General features: G+C 69.5%; 16 protein-coding genes. 6 read left to right on the top strand and 10 right to left on the bottom strand.

All coding sequences use genetic code 11. The features are described from left to right. Nucleotides 1-8: 8 nt before the first annotated feature. A complete protein-coding gene (locus Q8Q77_RS06620) occupies nucleotides 9-1,127 on the bottom strand; it encodes an acyl-CoA dehydrogenase family protein (protein ID WP_305582394.1) in 1,119 nt (372 codons plus the stop codon). A 146-nt stretch (nucleotides 1,128-1,273) separates the two neighbouring features. Here Q8Q77_RS06620 and Q8Q77_RS06615 point away from each other — a divergent pair, with 146 nt between their 5' ends. Then, entirely contained in the window at nucleotides 1,274-1,855 is a 582-nt protein-coding gene (locus tag Q8Q77_RS06615) for a hypothetical protein (protein WP_305582392.1), read from the top strand. Between the two features lie 4 nt (nucleotides 1,856-1,859). Here the strand turns inward: Q8Q77_RS06615 and Q8Q77_RS06610 are convergent, their stop codons facing one another. Next, nucleotides 1,860-2,507 carry an OmpW family protein gene (locus tag Q8Q77_RS06610; protein WP_305582390.1) on the bottom strand — a complete coding sequence of 216 codons (648 nt, stop codon included), beginning with the start codon at nucleotides 2,505-2,507 and terminating at the stop codon, nucleotides 1,860-1,862. Between the two features lie 157 nt (nucleotides 2,508-2,664). Here Q8Q77_RS06610 and pepN point away from each other — a divergent pair, with 157 nt between their 5' ends. The 3 genes from pepN to Q8Q77_RS06595 all read left to right on the top strand — a co-directional run bounded on the left by pepN (nucleotide 2,665) and on the right by Q8Q77_RS06595 (nucleotide 8,552). After that, nucleotides 2,665-5,283: an aminopeptidase N gene (gene pepN, locus Q8Q77_RS06605; protein WP_305582432.1), complete on the top strand. Its 2,619-nt coding sequence runs from the start codon at nucleotides 2,665-2,667 to the stop codon at nucleotides 5,281-5,283. Between the two features lie 108 nt (nucleotides 5,284-5,391). Further along, a complete protein-coding gene (locus Q8Q77_RS06600; RefSeq protein WP_305582388.1) occupies nucleotides 5,392-5,892 on the top strand; it encodes a response regulator in 501 nt (166 codons plus the stop codon). Nucleotides 5,893-6,005: 113 nt separating this feature from the next. Continuing rightward, nucleotides 6,006-8,552: an ATP-binding protein gene (locus Q8Q77_RS06595; protein ID WP_305582386.1), complete on the top strand. Its 2,547-nt coding sequence runs from the start codon at nucleotides 6,006-6,008 to the stop codon at nucleotides 8,550-8,552. Here the strand turns inward: Q8Q77_RS06595 and Q8Q77_RS06590 are convergent. From Q8Q77_RS06590 to Q8Q77_RS06570, 5 genes are all read right to left on the bottom strand, one after another. Further along, nucleotides 8,549-9,052, bottom strand: coding sequence for a periplasmic heavy metal sensor (locus Q8Q77_RS06590; protein ID WP_305582384.1), 504 nt, complete (start codon nucleotides 9,050-9,052; stop codon nucleotides 8,549-8,551). The genes Q8Q77_RS06595 and Q8Q77_RS06590 overlap by 4 nt on opposite strands. Beyond that, entirely contained in the window at nucleotides 9,052-9,468 is a 417-nt protein-coding gene (locus Q8Q77_RS06585; protein WP_305582382.1) for a hypothetical protein, read from the bottom strand. The genes Q8Q77_RS06590 and Q8Q77_RS06585 overlap by 1 nt, the downstream gene beginning before the upstream one ends. 10 nt (nucleotides 9,469-9,478) lie before the next feature. Continuing rightward, entirely contained in the window at nucleotides 9,479-10,027 is a 549-nt protein-coding gene (locus tag Q8Q77_RS06580; RefSeq protein WP_305582380.1) for an RNA polymerase sigma factor, read from the bottom strand. A gap of 32 nt (nucleotides 10,028-10,059) precedes the next feature. Next, nucleotides 10,060-10,473, bottom strand: coding sequence for an EF-hand domain-containing protein (locus Q8Q77_RS06575; protein WP_305582378.1), 414 nt, complete (start codon nucleotides 10,471-10,473; stop codon nucleotides 10,060-10,062). A 68-nt stretch (nucleotides 10,474-10,541) separates the two neighbouring features. Beyond that, nucleotides 10,542-13,463 carry a bifunctional [glutamine synthetase] adenylyltransferase/[glutamine synthetase]-adenylyl-L-tyrosine phosphorylase gene (locus tag Q8Q77_RS06570; RefSeq protein ID WP_305582376.1) on the bottom strand — a complete coding sequence of 974 codons (2,922 nt, stop codon included), beginning with the start codon at nucleotides 13,461-13,463 and terminating at the stop codon, nucleotides 10,542-10,544. Nucleotides 13,464-13,475: 12 nt separating this feature from the next. Here Q8Q77_RS06570 and Q8Q77_RS06565 point away from each other — a divergent pair, with 12 nt between their 5' ends. Beyond that, nucleotides 13,476-13,874 carry a DoxX family protein gene (locus Q8Q77_RS06565; RefSeq protein WP_305582374.1) on the top strand — a complete coding sequence of 133 codons (399 nt, stop codon included), beginning with the start codon at nucleotides 13,476-13,478 and terminating at the stop codon, nucleotides 13,872-13,874. A gap of 32 nt (nucleotides 13,875-13,906) precedes the next feature. After that, nucleotides 13,907-14,329, top strand: a complete 423-nt coding sequence (locus Q8Q77_RS06560) for a DoxX family protein (protein WP_305582372.1) — start codon at nucleotides 13,907-13,909, stop codon at nucleotides 14,327-14,329. Here Q8Q77_RS06560 and Q8Q77_RS06555 read toward each other — a convergent pair. The 3 genes from Q8Q77_RS06555 to Q8Q77_RS06545 are packed head-to-tail and all read right to left on the bottom strand — an operon-like array spanning nucleotide 14,326 to nucleotide 18,036. Beyond that, nucleotides 14,326-15,729, bottom strand: a complete 1,404-nt coding sequence (locus Q8Q77_RS06555; RefSeq protein ID WP_305582370.1) for a HAMP domain-containing sensor histidine kinase — start codon at nucleotides 15,727-15,729, stop codon at nucleotides 14,326-14,328. The two genes, Q8Q77_RS06560 and Q8Q77_RS06555, sit on opposite strands and share 4 nt — an antisense overlap. 14 nt (nucleotides 15,730-15,743) lie before the next feature. Next, a complete protein-coding gene (locus Q8Q77_RS06550) occupies nucleotides 15,744-16,415 on the bottom strand; it encodes a response regulator transcription factor (RefSeq protein ID WP_305582368.1) in 672 nt (223 codons plus the stop codon). Between the two features lie 28 nt (nucleotides 16,416-16,443). Further along, on the bottom strand, nucleotides 16,444-18,036 hold the full coding sequence (locus tag Q8Q77_RS06545) for a Do family serine endopeptidase (protein ID WP_305582366.1): 1,593 nt from the start codon (nucleotides 18,034-18,036) through the stop codon (nucleotides 16,444-16,446). Nucleotides 18,037-18,104 lie beyond the last annotated feature (68 nt).

Genomic DNA, 18,104 nt, shown 5'->3' with positions numbered 1-18,104 from the left:
GATGTCCCTTAGGCGGCCGCGTTGCGACGTTCGAGGTGGCTGACGAGGCGCTCCTTCCAGACCCGCGGCGCGCCGGCCACGAGGCTGAGTTGGCGCGAACGCCGGTAATAGAGGTGGCAGTCCATCTCCCAGGTGAAGCCGATGCCGCCGTGGGTCTGGATATTCTCCTTGGAGCCGAACCAGAAGGCTTCCGAGGCCGCGATGCGCGCGGCGCTGGCGGCCACCGGCAGTTCGGGCGCATTGGTGTTGAGCGCCCAGGCTCCGTAATAGGCGTTGGAGCGGGCCAGCTCGTTCTTGACGTACATGTCGGCAAGCTTGTGCTTGATGGCCTGGTAGGAGGCGATCACGCGGCCGAAGGCGTAGCGCTCAAGCGCGTATTCCTTGGCCATCTCCAGGCAGCGGTCGGCGCCGCCGCACTGTTCGAAGGACAGCAGCACCGCGGCCCGGTCGAAGATCTGCTCGACCAACTCGACGCCTTCGCCCGCATTGCCCACGCGGCGGGCTGGCGCGTCCTTGAAGGTAAGCCTGGCGGCGTCGCGGGTCGGGTCGAGGGTCTTCAGGCTCTCGCGCGTCACCGAGGCGTCGGTCAGGTCCACCAGGAACAGGCCGGGCTTGCCGTTCTCCTTGGCCAGGACCAGGGCGACATTGGCGATGTCGCCGTCGGTGACCGGGACCTTCACCCCTGTGAGCTTGCCGTCGGTCACGGTGGCTTTGAGGCTGGCCGCCGTCACGACGCCCGGCCCCTCGCTCGTGGCGATCGCGCCGATGATCTCGCCACCGGCGATCTTGGGCAGCAGATAGGCCTTCTGTTCGTCATTTCCGGCCAGCAGGATCGCCTCGGCCAGGAAGTAGACGGTCGAGGCGAACGGGATCGGGGCGACCACGCGGCCCAGTTCCTCGGCGATCACGCAGAGCTCCAGGTGACCCAGGCCCAGGCCGCCGAATTCCTCCGGGATCGCCGCGCCCAGCCAGCCCTGCTCGGCTACCGATTTCCACAGCGCCTCGTCATAGGCCCGGCCGTCGTCGTCGAGGGTCTTGCGCACCCGCTCGGTCCCGCAATTGGCCGCCAGGAACTTGCGCGCCTCGTCCTTGAGGAACTTCTGGTCGTCGGAGAAATCGAAATTCATTTCCGCCCATCCCCGCCCTTCGCGGGCGGCGTCTGAATTCGCTTGCGGGCAACATACGCCCCCTGCGCGCCTTGGAAAGATTGACCTCGCGTCAAGAATTTCAGGGTCTTATGGCCCGCTGTGACAGGCTGACAGGGACGCCGACCATGGCCAAGGCGATATACCAGCGTAACCAGAAGGTCTGGGTCGAGAGCGTCGGCGCCTGGGCGGTGATCGAGAAGATCGTGCCGATCTGGGCCAAGGGTTTCGATGAGCCGGTCAAGGTCACCTACGACGTGGGCCTCGGCCGCGAGTTCGCGGCCCACGAACTGCAGCCCGAGCAGGATAGCGACCGCGAGGCGCTGACCGAGGATGGGACGCGCTGGAGGCTGCTGCGCGCCAAGAACAAGTGGCAGACCGAACAGGAGACCCGCGGCCACCCCTTCCCCGGCACCTACCCGGTAGTGGTCACCGACCCCAACGACTGGGGCGGCTGGCGGGTGCCTGGCGCGGAATACGACCGCGACCCGCACAGGATCGAGTTCCAGGCCCGGTTGATCGCCAACGCGCCCCGACTGCTGAGCCTCGCGCGCCACGTGGTGAAACTGGTCGAGGAGAGCCACGGCGACGCCCCGCCCGAACTTCACCAGGTGGCTGACGATATCCTGAAGCTGGAACGCCATCTGCTGGAAATCCCGGCGGCTGTGGACGGTGCGTCGCCAGACGCGACCGCCCACGCCGCCGAGTAGCGTCCTAGAACCTGTAGCCGAGACCGGCCGAGATCACCCAGGGGTCCAGCTTGACCTTGGACTTCAGCGCGCCGCCGTTGATCTCGGCGTCGGTCTCGAAGAACACCTTTTTGACGTCAAGGTTGGCGCTCCAAGCGCCTTGAACCGCCACGTCCACGCCAGCCTGCAAGGCGTAGCCGACACCATCGTCCAGCTTCACCGAGAAGCCGTTCTGGTCGTCGCCGTTGTAGAACAGCATGTAGTTCAGGCCTGCCCCGACATAGGGGCTCACCCGGGCCGCGGGCGTGAAGTGATATTGCACCGTGGCGATGGGCGGCAGGACCCAGGTCTTGTGGACCACCACATCGGTCGCGGGCCCCTGCGCGCGGATCGTGTGCTGGGTCGTACCCAGAACAAGCTCAACGGCGACGTTGTCGGTGAGGAAGTAGTGGATGCCCACGGTCGGCATGACGTCATCCTCGACATCGACATGCAGGCCAGTGGCTCCGCCCGCGGCGGTCACGATGGCGTCGTCGGCGTCGGACGAAATGCTGGTAACGCGAGTATTCAGAATGACTTGGCCCTTCGCCTTGGGCTGGAAGTCCTGTGCTTGCGCGCCCGTGACGAGCGTCAGCGCGGCGCCCAGGGCGAGCGCGCAGGTCTTGGCTTTCATCTTCAATCCCCTAGTTCAGCGCGGTGCAGCCGCGCTTGCGGCTCGGCATCGCGCAGGGCCCGCGGCCGGGCCTTGACGCATCTCAAACGCCTGTTTGAACATCGCGCACGCGTCGCTCGGTCTCGCCCTGAGCGGCCAGATCGCCTACATCCTTCGGATGCGCACCGAGACCCCTCAGCCGATCCGGCTCTCCGAGTACCGTCCGCCCGCCTTCCTGATCGAGGAGGTCCGCCTGGACTTCGATCTGGCGGCCGCCACCACCCGCGTAAAGGCCAGGCTCAGCGTCCGCCGCAACGGCGAACACGCCGATCCCCTGGTGCTCAACGGCGAGCGCTTGAAGCCCGTCTCGGTCGCGATCGACGGCAGGTTGCTGGGCGAGGGCGAACGCAGCATCAGCGCCGAGTTCCTGACCGTCCCGGACGTTCCCGACGCCTTCGTGCTGGAGACCGAGGTCGAGATCGACCCGGAGGGCAACAAGGCCCTGGAAGGCCTCTACATGTCCGGCGGTCGGTTCTGCACCCAGTGTGAGGCCGAGGGCTTCCGCAAGATCACCTGGTATCCAGACCGCCCCGACGTGCTGTCGCGCTTCACCGTGCGGATCGAGGCCGACAAGGCGTTCCGCCACCTGCTCTCCAACGGCAACCTGATGGAGGCCGGCGCTCTGCCGGACGGCCGCCACTTCGCCGTCTGGAACGACCCCTTCCCCAAGCCCTGCTACCTCTTCGCCCTGGTGGCCGGCGAACTGGACGTGCTGGAGGACAAGCTCGTCACCATGAGCGGGCGCACGGTGGACCTGCGCATCTTCGTCGACACCGGCATGGCGCCTCGCGCCGCCTACGCCATGGACGCGCTGAAGCGCTCGATGACGTGGGACGAGGAGGCCTTCGGCCGCGAGTACGACCTCGACCTGTTCATGATCGTCGCGGTCCGCGACTTCAATTTCGGGGCGATGGAGAACAAGGGGCTGAACATCTTCAACTCCTCGCTCCTTCTGGCCGAGCCGGCCACCGCCACGGACATGGACTACGAGCGCATCGAGAGCGTCGTGGCTCACGAGTATTTCCATAACTGGACCGGCGACCGGATCACCTGCCGCGACTGGTTCCAGCTCTGCCTCAAGGAAGGGCTGACGGTCTTCCGCGACCAGAGCTTCTCGGCCGACATGCGCGGGGCGGCGGTCCAACGGATCAAAGACGTGAAGGCCCTGCGCGCGCGCCAATTCCCCGAGGACCAGGGCCCGCTGGCCCACCCGGTGCGCCCGTCCAGCTATCTCAAGATCGACAACTTCTACACCGCCACGATCTACGAGAAGGGCGCGGAGGTCATCCGCATGCTCAAGACCCTCATCGGCGCCGAGGCGTTCCGGCAGGGCATGGATCTCTATTTCGAGCGCTGGGACGGTCACGCCACCACGGTCGAGGAATTCATCAAGTGCTTCGCCGAGGTGAGCGGCCGCGACCTGACGGCCTTCTTCGCCTGGTACGAACAGGCCGGTACGCCCAAGGTCGACCTCAAGCACAGCTATGACGCAGCGGCTCGCACCCTTGAGCTCGAGATCTCCCAGGAGATCGCCGCGACCCCGGGCCAGCCGGACAAGCGCCCCCTGCCCACCCCCGTGACAGTCGGCCTGCTGGACGCCGAGGGGCGGACCCTGGCCTTCGAACGCGACGGCGCGGCGATGGACGAGACCGTGGTCGTGCTAGACAACGCCCGGACCAAGGTCACCCTGACCGGCGTCGACTCCGCGCCCGTGGTCTCGGCCCTGCGCGGGTTCTCCGCGCCGGTCACCCTGACCACCGACGCCGAGCCCAAGGACCGCTACGTCCAGCTCGCCGCCGATCCCGACCTGTTCAATCGCTGGGAGGCCGGCCAGGACCTAGCCCGCGCCCTGATCGTGGCGCGCGCCACCGGCGCGGCCGACGAGGTTGGCGAGGAACGCTTCGCCCACGCCCTGGGCCGGGCCCTTGACGACCAGGCCGCCGATCCGGCCCTCAAGGCCCTGATGCTAGCCATGCCCAGCGAGTCGGACCTGGCTCTGGCGCTCCAGCCCTCGGATCCCGCGGCCATCCACGCGGCCCGCGACGCCCTGCGCCAGCGGCTCTCGGTGCATCTGGCCGAGGACCTGAAGCGGCTGCATATCGGCCTGCAGGAACTTGGCGAGTTCTCGCCCGACGCGGCCAGCGCCGGCCGCCGCGCCCTGCGCAACGCCGCCCTCGACCTGCTAGCCGCCAATCCGCGTTCGGAAGTCGCCGAGCTGGCAGACGGCCACTACCGCGCCGCCGCCAACATGACCGACGCCATCGGCGGCCTCTCGGCCCTGATGCTGATCGGCGGCGAGGCCTATGAGGCGGCCCTGGCCGACTTCTTCGAACGCTGGAAGACTGAGCCACTGGTCGTCGACAAGTGGTTCGCCCTGCAGGCGCGCGATCCCGACGAGAGCGCGCTCGGCCGGGTGCTGGGCCTGACCGCCCATCCGGCCTTCGACGAGAAGAACCCCAACCGGTTACGGGCCCTGGTCTCGACCTTCGCCAACTTCAATCCGGCGCGGTTCCATGACGAAAGCGGCGCGGGATACCGCTTCCTCGCCGACCAGATCCTGGCCGTCGACGGCTTCAATCCGATGACCGCGGCGCGGCTTGTGGACCCTCTTGGCGGCTGGCGGCGCTACAGGCCAGAGTTGGGCGCCCTCATGAGGCGAGAACTCGCCAGGATTGCAGCGACCGAAGGTCTGTCGAAGAACGTCTACGAACTCGCGACCAAGGCGCTTGCTGACTAGGCGAGTCACCTATCAGACAGAGCGGACCACCGGTTGCCGTCGAGTGATTCTTGTCGTTAATTCCGGGGCTTCGCCGCAATCCCGGCCAGCAAGGGAGACAGCCAGCCCATGACCGTCTCGCTGAACCGGGTGCGGTTCCTGATCGTCGACGACAACGCTCACGCCATCAATCTGGTGAAGGCGATGCTGCGTGGCTTCGGGGCCGACCAGCTCTACGACGCGCAGACCATCGAGGCCGCCAAGCAGCGCATGCGGGCCACCCCGGCCGACATCGTCATCCTCGACTACATGATGGGCGCCGAAGAGGGGGTGACCTTCGCCCGCTGGCTCCGAAACGACGCCGACAGCCCCAACCAGTTCGCACCGATTATCCTGTTGACCGGTCATGCCGACCGCGACCGGATCATGGCCGCGCGCGACGCGGGGGTGAACGAATTCTGCGTCAAGCCAGTGACGCCGGCCGATCTGATGAAACGCATCGCCTGGGTGATCGACCACGGCCGTCCCTTCGTCCGCAGCGCCACCTATTTCGGCCCCGACCGCCGGCGGCGCGACGATCCGAAATATACCGGCCCCGAACGGCGGACCGACCGGCAGCGGAAAACCTAGGGTCGATGAAACCTTCGTCTGTGACCGTATGACTCCCGTGACGCCCCGCCCGCGCCCGCGTAGACTCGGGCTTTCGGGGGCGACTCGGATTTTCGGCAGGGAGCGGACGGGCGTTGGCCAGGCGCGGGGGCGAAGACGCGGCTGAGTCCAAGCCGCGCCGGAAGGCGGGCGAAAGCACGCCTGGCGTGCGCCCGCCGCCTGGGCAGAGCTTTATCCGCATCGCCATCCTCGCCACCCTCCTGATGCTGGCCGTCTACACGGCCCTCGCCGTGGCCCGCATCACCCGCGAACCCCAGGCGGCCACAGTGGTCAACGCCGCCTTGGCCGGTCGCGCGGAGGCCCTGGCTTCCCGGGTCGACGCCGAAGGCATGGCGCTGCGCGGCGGACTGCTGGCGACGCGTGAGGCCCTGCGGCGCTACGCGCCGCCGCCGCTCGACGCAGCCGAGGTGGGGTTGGTCGCGGCGGGCGGGGCGGCAGCCGCTGTCGGGATCGTCGGCGAGCAGGAGGTGATCGCCATCGCCGGCGCCGCGGGCAACGTCGACTGGCGCGCGCTCGCCTCCGCCGCGGAGAAGTCGGGACGCGAGGTCTGGGCCGGCGCCACCGACCAGGCCGCGCCCCGGCTGGCCGTCGCCACGCCGGTCATGACCGGCAAAGGACGCCGGTGGATCGTGGTGGTCGGCGACCCCGCCCGCCTGACCGGCCTGCTGAGCGCCGAGCCGGCCCAGGCCCTGGCGACGCCGCAGGGACGCATCGTGGCCTCGACCGGCCCCGCGGGCCTCGCCCAGGCCCGCGATCTGAACGAAGCCTTCGCCCTGGCGCCCAGCGAGCTGACCCCCGGCGGCGGCCTCACGCGAGCCCAGAGGCCCGACGGCGCGCCCCTGGACCTCGCCGCGCGTCGCGCCCTGGGCGGCGGACTGCTGGCGGTGACCTCGGCGCCCTCCGGCCCCTCGGAACGGCGCACCACCGCCGAACAGCTCGCCTGGCTGATGGCGCCGCTCGGCGTGGCCTTCCTGCTCGGCCTGCTGTTGCTGCAGCAGAGCCGCAAGGTCGAGAACGCCCAGCAGGCTTTCGTCGATTCCGAGCAGCGCTTCAGACTGGCCGTCGAGGCCGCCCGCTGCGGCATCTGGGAATGGGACCTCTCCACCGACCAGATGTTCATGTCCGAAGTCACCGGGGCCATCTTCGGCTGGGGCGGGGGCGGCATTGTCCCGGGCCAGGAGGTGCTGGACCGGGTCTCGCCCGACCATCGCGAACGAGTCCGCCAGGCGCTCGCCACAGCCGCCGTCTATGGCGGCTTCGACGTGTCGTTCCGGGTGCCTTCCACCCAGGGCGGGCGGCCGATCTGGATCGACGCGCGGGGTCAGGCCTTCGGCGAGGCCGACAAGGACGGCTATTCCCGGATCATCGGGGTGGCCCTGGACGTCACCGAGGAGCGGATCGCCCAGGCCCGCGCCCAGGCCGCGGAGAACCGCCTGCGCGACGCCATCGAGAGCGTGTCCGAGGCCTTCGTCCTCTGGGACCGCCAGGGACGGCTATTGCTGTGCAACCAGAACTACCGGAACTTCTTCTCCATCGAACCGCGCCTGCTGAAGCCGGGCGCTCTGCGCGACCAGGTGAGCCGTATCGCCCAACTCGCCATCCGCCAGGAGGTCGCCTCCCCCGACGGTCGCGAGGACGTGCGCGAGGCCGAGTTGAACGACGGCCGCTGGATACAAATCTCGGAGCGCCGGACGGCGGAGGGCGGCCTGGTCATGACCGCCTCCGACATCACCGCCATCAAGACCCAGGAAGAGGCCCGCCGCCTCAACGAAGAACAACTTCAGAAGGCGGTGGTCAGCCTGGAGCGCAGCCAGGAACAGCTGTCGGAACTGGCCCGCAAGTACGAGATGGAAAAGGTCCGCGCGGAGGGGGCCAACAAGGCCAAGAGCGAATTCCTGGCCAATATGAGCCACGAGCTGCGCACGCCGCTCAACGCCATCAACGGCTTCTCCGAGATCATGGTCGCCGAGATGTTCGGAGCCTTGGGAGACCAGCGCTACAAGGGCTACGCCCAGGACATCCTGTCGTCCGGCCAGCACCTGCTGGCCCTCATCAACGACATCCTCGACATGTCGAAGATCGAGGCCGGCAAGATGACGCTGAAGTTCGAACCCCTGGCTCTGGACGAGGTGGCCGAGGACGCCGTGCGCCTGGTGCGCAACCGCGCCGAGGCGGCCGGGTTGGTGCTGGAGATCGCCTTCCCCCCGCACCTGCCCGAGGTCGAGGCCGACTATCGCGCGGTCAAGCAGGTGCTGCTCAACCTGCTGTCCAACGCCATCAAGTTCACCCCGCGCGGCGGCCGGGTGACCATCCGCGCGGAGGGCCGGATGGATCCCTTCGGCGAACGTATCCGGGTCACCGTCCAGGACACCGGCATCGGCATCGCGCAGGACGACCTCGCCCGCCTCGCCCAGCCCTTCGAGCAGGTCGAGAACCAGCACTCCAAGACCACCCAGGGCACGGGCCTGGGTCTGGCCCTGACCAAGTCGCTGGTCGAGATGCACGGCGGGGCGCTCGAACTGCAGAGCTCGCCCGGGGACGGCACCGAGGTCAGCTTCTCCCTGCCGATCCGGCAGGCGCGCCTGGTGGCCGCCAGCGCCGCGGGGATCGTCGCGGCCTAGGGCCGCTCCGGCATTTCGCGCCGATGCTCCTGCATCCGCCGACCCTGGCCCTGCGCCGGATGGGACTGGGCCAAGCCTTCGGCCAGGGCGGCGCGATCGGACGGCGGAAGCTTCGCGGCGAAATCGACGATGCGTCCATCGACGCCGGCCCGGATCTGGGTCTCGCGCAGCCGCGCGGCGTTCAGGTCGCGCTTGGCGGCGGCGGGATCGAAGGGTTCAGCGGCCAGCCCGCGCCAGGCCTGCGTGCGCGCCTCGTGGACCGAGCGCATCCCGTCGCGCACCTCGCCGGCCTCGCCGCGCAGCAGCTGGCGGTAGGCGCGCCGCTGCTCGGGCGCCAATTGGTTGGCCGCGGCCCACAGCGGCGGCCCGCTTCGGGCCATGGCTGGACGCTCGTGACGGAACCTCTGTCCCACCACCAGGCCGCCGACCACGGCGCCGATCAGGAAGACGTTCATCGCCAGGGAGACGAACAGGATGATGGCGAGCGTCCTGCGGCTCATCAGGCGCCCTCCCCCGTCACGTCGGCCGAGAGGTCGTCATAACCGGCAAACGCCGCGCTCACCGTCTCGTCCGGCTGGGACACGTCATAGAGCGTCACCCCGACGGCCAGGCCCGCGGCGCTGGCCGCCGCGAGGCCGGCCCCGAGGCCTGCCCCCCAGAACCAGGCCGCCAGGCGCCCACGACTGCGAGCGGCGGGCGCCGCGGCGATCACCCGTTCGCGCAGGTGGTGGGTCACGGCCATCGGCGGCCAGGCGTCCAGCGCCGCGTCCAGCGCCGCGGCGCGGGCCAAGGCCTTCCGGGCGACATCGGGCTGCGCGATCATCAGGGCCGCGGCGGCCTCACGCTCGGCGGCCGGCCAGCGTGCGACGTCGCCGCCGTGAGCGTCGGCGAGACTTTCGAACCGTTGCGGGGTCATGCGGGGCGCCTCATGGCTCGACCATATCCGAGAGCGCCGCGCGCAGGGCGCGCCGACCGCGGGACAATAGGCTCTCCAGCGCCTCGACGCTCACACCCATCAAGGCCGCCGCTTCGATATTGGAACTCTCCTGGTAGTGGCAGAGGCTGACGGCTTCGCGCTGGCGATCCGGCAGGGCGGCCATGGCCGCGGCGACCCTGCGTCCGACGTCGCGGGCCTCCAGTCCCCGATCCGGCCCCGGCCCCTCGTCCACGCGGTCCGGCGGGCTGTCCATGGCGACCTCCCGGCGGCGGCGCAGCCGGTCGTAGCAGAGGTTGAGCGCCACCCGGTGCAGCCAGGTGTCGAACCGCGCGCCGCCGGGCTTCCAGCTTCCCGCCTGTTTCCAGGCGCGCACGAAGGTCTCCTGGGCCACGTCCTCGGCCTCGGCGCTCTCGCCCAGCATCCGTCCGGCGAGCGCTAGCAGGCGTGGCAGCTTGGCCGCCACGAGGCTGCGGATCGCGGCGGGATCGCCCGCCGCCACCCGCGCCAGCAGCGCCTCGTCGCCATCGCCTGGGTCCAAGCCTCACCTCGCCTTGCGGCGGACTATGGGTCTCAACCTGCGTCACGGCCCCTGTTCTGGCGCAGGGTAAGGATCTCACCCTTGCTCAGCCAGCCATCCTTGTTGGTGTCGCCGCGTTCGAAACGAAACTTGGCGGCGGCGTCCATCTCCGCGCGACTGATGGCGCCGTCCTTGTTGGCGTCGAGCCTGTCCCACATGCGCTCGCCACGGCCCTCGCCGCCGCCTGGCGGCGTCATTGCGGCCGGGGGTTTCAGCTCGGCCCGAGCGATCTTGCCGTCCTTGTTGGCGTCGAACCGCGACAGCATCCCGTCGGCCTGGCTCTTGCGGAACTCCGGCAGGGTGACCTTGCCGTCCCTGTCCAGGTCGGGGTTCGGACGTTGGCCCATCTGGGCCTGGGCCGAGCCCGCTACGCAGAGGGCCGCCGCCACGATGATCAAACGCTTCATACGAAATCCTTGCGGGCGTCTTGTCCGCGCCCATCCGTCTAACGTCCCTCAGGAGTCACTTCCGTCGCTCAAGTTTGCACGATGATTTCATAGGCCGCCCGCGCGACCTTCCGCGCCGCGGCCAGCCGGGTCTTCAGCGCGCGGAAATCACGAACCCCGCCCGCACGGGCCAGCAGGGCGCGGAAAGCCTTGGGCTCCTCGTCGGGATCGGCGTTGTCGCTGAGCGCGACCTTGAGCAATTGGGTGAGGTCCTGTTGCAGTTTCCAGGCCTTCTGCAGGTCGGCCAGGGCCGACGCTGGCGCCAGACCCGCCGCATCGTCCAGGGCGCCGGCGGTGTTCTGGCTCAGCGGCCCGCCCGTCGCCGCGTGGGCGAGCTGCAGGAACTGGGCGGCGAACTCGATGTCGACCAGGCCGCCGGGCGACAGCTTCAGGTCCCAGTCGCCCTTGGGCGGCCGCTCCCTTTCCAGCAACTGGCGCATCTCGATCGCGTCGGCGGCGGTGCGCGCGACGTCGCGGGGCCGGCGCAGGGCCGCCTCGATCGCCGCCCGGGCGTCCGCCGCGAAGGCGGATGAAGTCGACCAGACCACCCGGGCCCGGGTGAGCGCCATCAGCTCCCAGGTCTCGGCCTCGCGGTCGTAATAGTCCTCGAAAGCCGGGAAGCTCACCGCCACCGGACCCTTGGTGCCGGAAGGACGGAGCTGCATGTCGACCTCGTAGAGCTCACCCTCCCCGGTCGGGGTCGAGAGCGCGGCGATCAGGCGCTGGGTGAAGCGGCCGTAGAAGACGTCGGCGCTCCACGCCTTGACGCTGGAGACCGCGCCCGGCCCGACGGCGCGGTAGAGGGTCATCAGGTCGAGATCGGAGCCGGCGCTCATCTCCTTCGATCCGCACTTGCCGAGCGCGATCACCGCCACGTCGCCCGCGAAGGCGCCCCCCAGCCGTTCGGCCTCGGCCAGGGCCGCGGGAGCCAGGACCTCGATGCAGATGTCAGCCAGGTCGGCGAAGGCGCGCCCGGCGGTCTCGGCGCTGGCCGCCCCGCTCATCACCTGGACCCCGACGCGGAAAGCCTGCTCGCGATGCAACCGGCGCACGGCGTCCATCACCCCCTCGAAGCCGTCGGCCCGCGACACCGCCGCGGCCATGGCGTTGCGGTCCTCCTCGCGGTCGAGGTCGGCGAAGAAGGCGCCGTCCAGCAGGGCGTCCAGCGCCGCGGGCCGCCTGGCCAGCGTATTGGCCAGGCGCGGGGCGAAGGCCATGACCTGGACCATCAGCTCGAACAGCTTCGGCTGGGCCAGGAACAGCGATTGGAGCTGAACGCCGGATGACAGCTTGGAGAAGAAGTCCTCGAACCTGGCGAAGGCGGTGTCGGGCGCGCCGGTGGCCTGGGCGGCGTCCAGCAGGCGCGGCGCCAGGCGGGTGAACAACTCGCGACCCCGCTCGGTGCGAGTGGCCGGGATATGGCCGTGGTGCCAGCCGCGGATGGCTTGGGCGATGCGCGAGGGGTTGGAGAACCCCATCCGAGCCAGGGTCGACAGGGTCTCCGGATCGTCGTCGACACCGGTGAAGACCAGGCTGCCGAACTTCGAGGATAGCTGCTCCTCCTCGGGAAATAGCTCGCCGTAGCGTCGGTTGACGGTCTTCAAGGTCCGTTCGACGGCAGCGTCGAAGCTGCGCACCCGGTCGAAGCCCGCCAGGGCGCCCACGCGCTTGCGCTCGTTGTCGGACTCCGGAAGCCTGTGGGTCTGCTCGTCGGCCAGCATCTGGATGCGGTGCTCGATGGCGCGGAGGTGGCCATAGGCCTGCGTCAGTTCGCCTGCGGCCTGGGACGAGACGTGGCCCGCCGCCGCGAGGGCGGCCAGCGCGTCCAGGGTGCGGGGCGAGCGCAGCTCCGGATGACGGCCGCCCAGAATGAGCTGCTGGGTCTGGACGTAGAACTCGATCTCCCGGATGCCGCCGCGCCCCAGCTTGAGGTCCACGCCCCTGGCGGTCAGGCGTTCGTCGACCTTGTGGACGTGGATCTGGCGCTTGATCGAGTGGATGTCGGCGATGGCGGCGAAGTCGAGGTTCTTGCGCCAGATGAAGGGCGCCAGCTCCTCGAGGAAGGCTTGTCCCCGCCGGATGTCGCCGGCCGCGGCGCGGGCCTTGATGAACGCCGCCCGCTCCCAGTTCTGGCCCACGCTCTCATAATAGTCGAAGGCCGCGGGGGCCGGGATCGCCGGCGGGGTCGAGGAGGGGTCCGGGCGCAGCCGCAGGTCGACGCGGAAAACATAGCCATCGGAAGTCTTGTCCTGCATCAGCTCGGCTAGGCGATGGGTCAGGCGCACGGCGAAGCCCTGGCTCTCCACCCCCTCGGCCAGGGGCAGAGCGTCGGGCTCGTAGAAGACCGAGATGTCGATGTCGCTGGAATAGTTCAGCTCATAGGCGCCGTGCTTGCCCATGGCGATGCAGAACCAGCCCGGGACCGGCCCCTCCTCGCCCGTGCCGATCCGGGTTAGCCGGCCGGCCGCGAGTTCCGACCGCGCCGACACCGTCAGCGCCGACGCCAGGGCCGCGTCGGCGAAGCGGGTCAGGCCCCCGGTCACGGCATCCAGGTCCCAGACTCCGCCCAGGTCGGCCAGGGCCACCAACAGGTGCGCCTCGGCCTTGAGGACCCGCAGGCCCGATTTGGCGGCGTCCCAGTCGGCCTGGGCGAGGGCGGTGGTGCGGACCAGGAGGTCGGCGAACCGCCCGTCCGGGTCTGCCGCCAGCAGGGCCCGCAGCCGGGACGGGTCGCGCCGCGCCAGGCTGGTGAGGTAGGGCGAGGCGCCGAACACCGGGGCGAGCGCCGGCCAGGCGGCCTCCAACTCGCCCGTCCAGCCGTCGCGGTCGGCGGCCTCGGCCAGGACGTTGCGCGCCCGTTCCGCCGCCTTGGGGTCGGCCACCGGACCGCAGGACGCCATGCGATCGCCAAGCCGGCTGGAGGGTCGAATCTGCCGCCCGTCCGCGCTCATCGACGAATTCCGGTGCGCGTTCCTGACGTTCTCACCCTGTCATTCCTGTCGCGCGGTTCGGACGCGGCCCTGCTGCTCATGCGGCTTATGATCGGCTCGTTCCTGATCTTCGGGGTCTGGGACAACATCGCAAGCGTCGAGCGTATGACAGAGCTCGAGGGTTTCCTGTCCAAGTTCGGCTTTCCGGCGCCGGAGCTGATGGCGCCGCTGTCGGTCTGGGCCCAGTTCGCGTGCGGCGTCGCCTTCATCGCCGGGCTCGCAACGCGGTGGGCCGGACTGGTTTGCGCCTTCAACTTCGTCGTCGCCATCGCCATGGTCGACCATCATCAGAGGATTCGCGGGTCATTCCCGTCCGCCTCGCTTCGCCCTGGACAGCCTGGCCCGGCCTCGGGCGACCTAGGAACTCGATAGCGCAGCGCCGAAGCTTGGGCGTTGATGGCGCCATGACCGACCTCCTGACCCAGACGCCCCTGCGCCGCGGCCTCGACGCCATCCTGCTGCTGATACGACTGTTGGTCGCAGGGTTCCTGATCGTCTCGGCCGCCCCCTACTGCTTCCAGGCCGCCAAGCTGACCGAGTTCGTCGCCCTGATGACCAAGTACGGGTTCGCCGCGCCGCACATTCTGGCGCCCCTTTCGGTCTGGGTCATGTTCCTCGCCAGCCTATGCCTGATCGCCGGCCTCGCGACGGGGTGGGCTGGCCTGGTCGTCGCCTTCAACTTCGTGGTGGCCATCGTCATGGTCGACCGGTTCCAGGGGATCAGCGGATCCTTCCCGTCGGCCAGCCTGATCGCCATGGGCCTGCTGCTGGCGGCGGCCGGGCCCGGCCGCTACGCCCTCGACACTTGGATCGCCAGACGCGCCTAGGCCGCGCGGGGCAGGATCAGCGCCACCCGCAGGCCAGGACCCATCTCGCCCACCTTGCCCGGTCCCTCGGCCAGCTCCAGCCGGCCGCCATGGGCCTCGGCCACGGCCGCGACCAGTGACAGGCCCAGGCCCGAACCCGGCTCGCTCCGGCTGTTCTCCAGGCGCACGAAACGTTCCACCACCCGGCCGCGATCCTCGTCGGGAACGCCGGGGCCAGTGTCGGTGACGGAATACTCCACCTCGCCCGACGAGCGGCGGCGCACGCGCAGCATGATCGCCCCGCCCGAGGGCGTGTACTTCACCGCATTGTCCAGGATGTTGGCCAGGGCCTGGGCCAAGAACTCGCGGTTGCCGCGCACCTGCAGGTCGGCGGCGAACTCGGCGTCGAAATCCAGCCCCTTGTCCTCGCAGACCGGCTCGTAGAGTTCGGCCATGTCGCCGCCCAGTTCGGCGGGATCGAACAGGTTCTGGTCGGGCGCCTGGCCGGCCGCCTGCAGCCGGGCGATGGAGAGCACGGCGCCGAAGGTCTTCAGCACGCCGTCGGTGTCCTCCAAGGCCTGGCCGAGCGCCTCCTCGGCGTTGCCCTTGCCGGCCTCCACTTCGAGGAAGGCTGTCTCCAGCCGCGCGCGCAGCCGGGTCAGCGGCGAGCGCAGGTCGTGAGCGATGGCGTCGCCGGCGTGACGGTGGCCGGCCATGGAGCGTTCCAGCCGATCCAGCATCTCGTTCAGGCCCTCGGCCAGCTCGTCGAACTCGTCGCGGGTGCCACGCACCTGGGCCCGGGCCTCGAAGTCGCCATTGCGCACCGCGGTGACCACATCGGTGAGGCCCGCCATGCTGCGGCTCACATTGCGGCTGACCAGCAGGCCGCCCAGCAGGCCCAGGACAATCACGAGGGCGCCTGCTCCCCAGAGGGCCCGGATGATCTTCAGCACATAAGCCTGGTCGTCGCTGATGTCGGCCCCGACGAACAGGATCTCACCGCCGCCCAGCTGTTCCTGGAACCCACGGGCCGGATGCTTGCGCTCGCGGCCGTTCACGTCGATGTCGGTGACCGAGAAGCTGGCCCGGGCCGGGGCGCCGGTGAACTCCTCCACGGGCGACTCCTCGATCGAGCCGGAGATCCGCTTCCCGTCCTTGGTCATCAGCAGGTAGAGGAACGGCCGCTCGCTGGCCGCCCGCTCGATCAACGACTGGTTCAGCACATTGGCGCCGCCGCGCTCATAGGCGGCCATCAGGGCGCGCATCTCGCGGCCGATGTCCTCGTCGGTGCGCCGCGTCGCCTCCCCGGCGGTGGCGAGATAAATATAGGCCAGGAAGGCGCTGGCCGCCGCGGCGAACAGCGCCAGGAACAGCAGGGTCAGCCGGAACGGCGTGGTGCGGAAGAGCCTGGGCAGACGCATGGCCCGGCCGAACCCTAGGGATCGAGGCGGTAGCCCGCCCCGCGGACCGTCTGCAGCATGGGCTTGTCGAAGCCCTTGTCGATCTTCGACCGCAGGCGGGAGATGTGGACGTCGATGACATTGGTCTGGGGATCGAAGTGATACTCCCAGACCTTTTCCAGCAGCATGGTGCGGGTCACCGACTGGCCGGCGTGGCGCATCATGAACTCCAGCAGCTGAAACTCGCGCGGCTGCAGGTCGATCTCCTTGCCCTGGCGGTGCACGGCCCGCCCGATCAGGTCCATCTCCAGCTCGCCGACCCGCAGCAGGGTCTGGACAGAGCCGGTCTCGCGGCGCCGCGACAGGGCCTCGACCCGGGCGATCAGCTCAGCGAAGGCATAGGGCTTGACCAGATAGTCGTCGCCGCCGGCCTTCAGCCCCTCGACGCGGTCGTTGATTTCGCCCAGCGCCGACAGGAACAGCACGGGGGTCTGGTCGCCCTCGCGACGGATGGTCTGGACCATGGTGACCCCGTCCATCCGCGGCATCATTCGGTCGACGATCATCACGTCGAAATCGCCGCCGCGGGCCGCGGTCAGGCCGTCCTCGCCGTCGGGGGCGCGGGCGCATTCATGGCCGGCCTCGGTGAGGCCGCGGTCCATGACTTCGGCCGCCTCGAGGTCGTCTTCGACTATCAGAATGCGCATCGACTCAGTCCCCCGAACCTCGTTCCACCTAACCGGAAATCTTCAGCGGCAGGAAGGAGGTGCGGCCGCCGCGATGGACGCCCACCAGGACGCTGGGGCGCCCCGCCTTCTTGGCGATGTCGACCTGGGCGGCGAACTCCGTGGCGCTGCCCACCGGGAGGCCGCCGGCCTGGACGATGACATCGTCCTTGCGCAGGCCCCGCTGGGCGGCTTCCGAGGCCTGGTCGACGCGGTCGATCAGCACGCCGCGCAGGCCGGCGTCGAGGTTCAGGCGCTTGCGCGTCGCCTCGTCCAGCGGCGCGAGCGCCAGACCCAGGACCACCGGACGCTGGACCTGGGGCGTTGCGCCCTCGGTCCCGCCGCGGTTGGCGCCGCCCGGCGTGTTGTCGTTGGCCGCCAGTTCGCGCTCGGTCGGGCGGATGCCGGACCGGATCTCGACGACCTTGCGCTTGCCGCCGCGCATGACGTCCAGGCGCAGGACGTCACCGGCCTGAGCCTTGGCCACCTCGCGGGTCAACTCGGACGAGCTCTTCACGTTGACGCCGTTGACCGAGGTGACGATGTCGCCCGACTGCAGGCCGGCGCGCTCGGACGGACCACCCGGCGTGACATTGGCGACGATGGCGCCGCGCTGGGCGCCCAGGCCTTGAGCCTCCGCCATCTCGGCGGTGAAGTTCTGGATCGAGGCGCCGATGTAGCCGCGGGTGATCTTGCCGCCGGCGATGAGCTGCTTGGTGATCACGTCGGCCACCTCGGCGGGAATGGCGAAGCCGATGCCCACCGAGCCGCCAGAAGGCGAGAAGATCGCAGTATTGACCCCGATCACTCGGCCGTAGACGTCGAAGGTCGGGCCGCCGGAATTGCCCCGGTTGATGGGGGCGTCGATCTGGATGTAGTCGACGAAGGTCTCGCCGATGTCACGGCCATAGGCCGAGATGATGCCGGCGGTCGCCGTGCCGCCCAGGCCGAACGGGTTACCCACCGTGATGACCCAGTCGCCGACCCGCGGCTTGGCGGCGTTCTCGAAGTTCACATAGGGGAAGCCCGCGCCCTTGACCTTGAGGACCGCCAGGTCGGTGCCCTCGTCGCGTCCGACCACCACGGCGTCGAGTTCGCGCTCGTCCTTGAGCACGACCTTGATTTCCTTGGCGTTCTCCACGACGTGGTTGTTGGTGACCACATAGCCGTCGGCCGAGATGAAGAAGCCCGAGCCCGACGACTGCTGGGGCGGCAGGCGGGGCTGTCCCCCCTGGCCGCGGCCCGGCTGGCCGGGCTGCGCGCCTTCCCCGTCCTCGCCGCCGCTAGGCGGCTGGCCGCCGCGCGGCACGGCGTCGAACGGGAAGTTCTCGAAGCCCGGGATCCGCCGCAGGGCTGACGGATCGGCCTCGGAGGTGACGTTGATCGACACCACCGCCGGCGAAACCTTGTCGAAGATGTCGGCGAAGGACAGCGGCGCGCCGGGGGGCGGCGCGAAGATCGGCGCCGTCGAGGCCCGGATCAGCAGTCCCTCGTTCCCAGCGCCGGGTGAACGGTCGCTGAGGCCCGCGCCGGCGAGGGCGGCGGTGGCGACGCCGACGCCGGCCAGGGCGCCGAGGAGGTATCCGGTCTTCTTCGAGGTCATAAGCCTTCAAATTCCCTGTGGGAGAGAGCCGCACATATCACGCGCTCGTCCGGAACAACCTAGGTTCG

This window comes from Phenylobacterium sp. (assembly GCF_030698145.1).
Lineage (GTDB): Bacteria > Pseudomonadota > Alphaproteobacteria > Caulobacterales > Caulobacteraceae > Phenylobacterium.
Note: the sequence above shows the minus strand (reverse complement) of the source record. Positions and strands in the feature narration are given on the sequence as shown.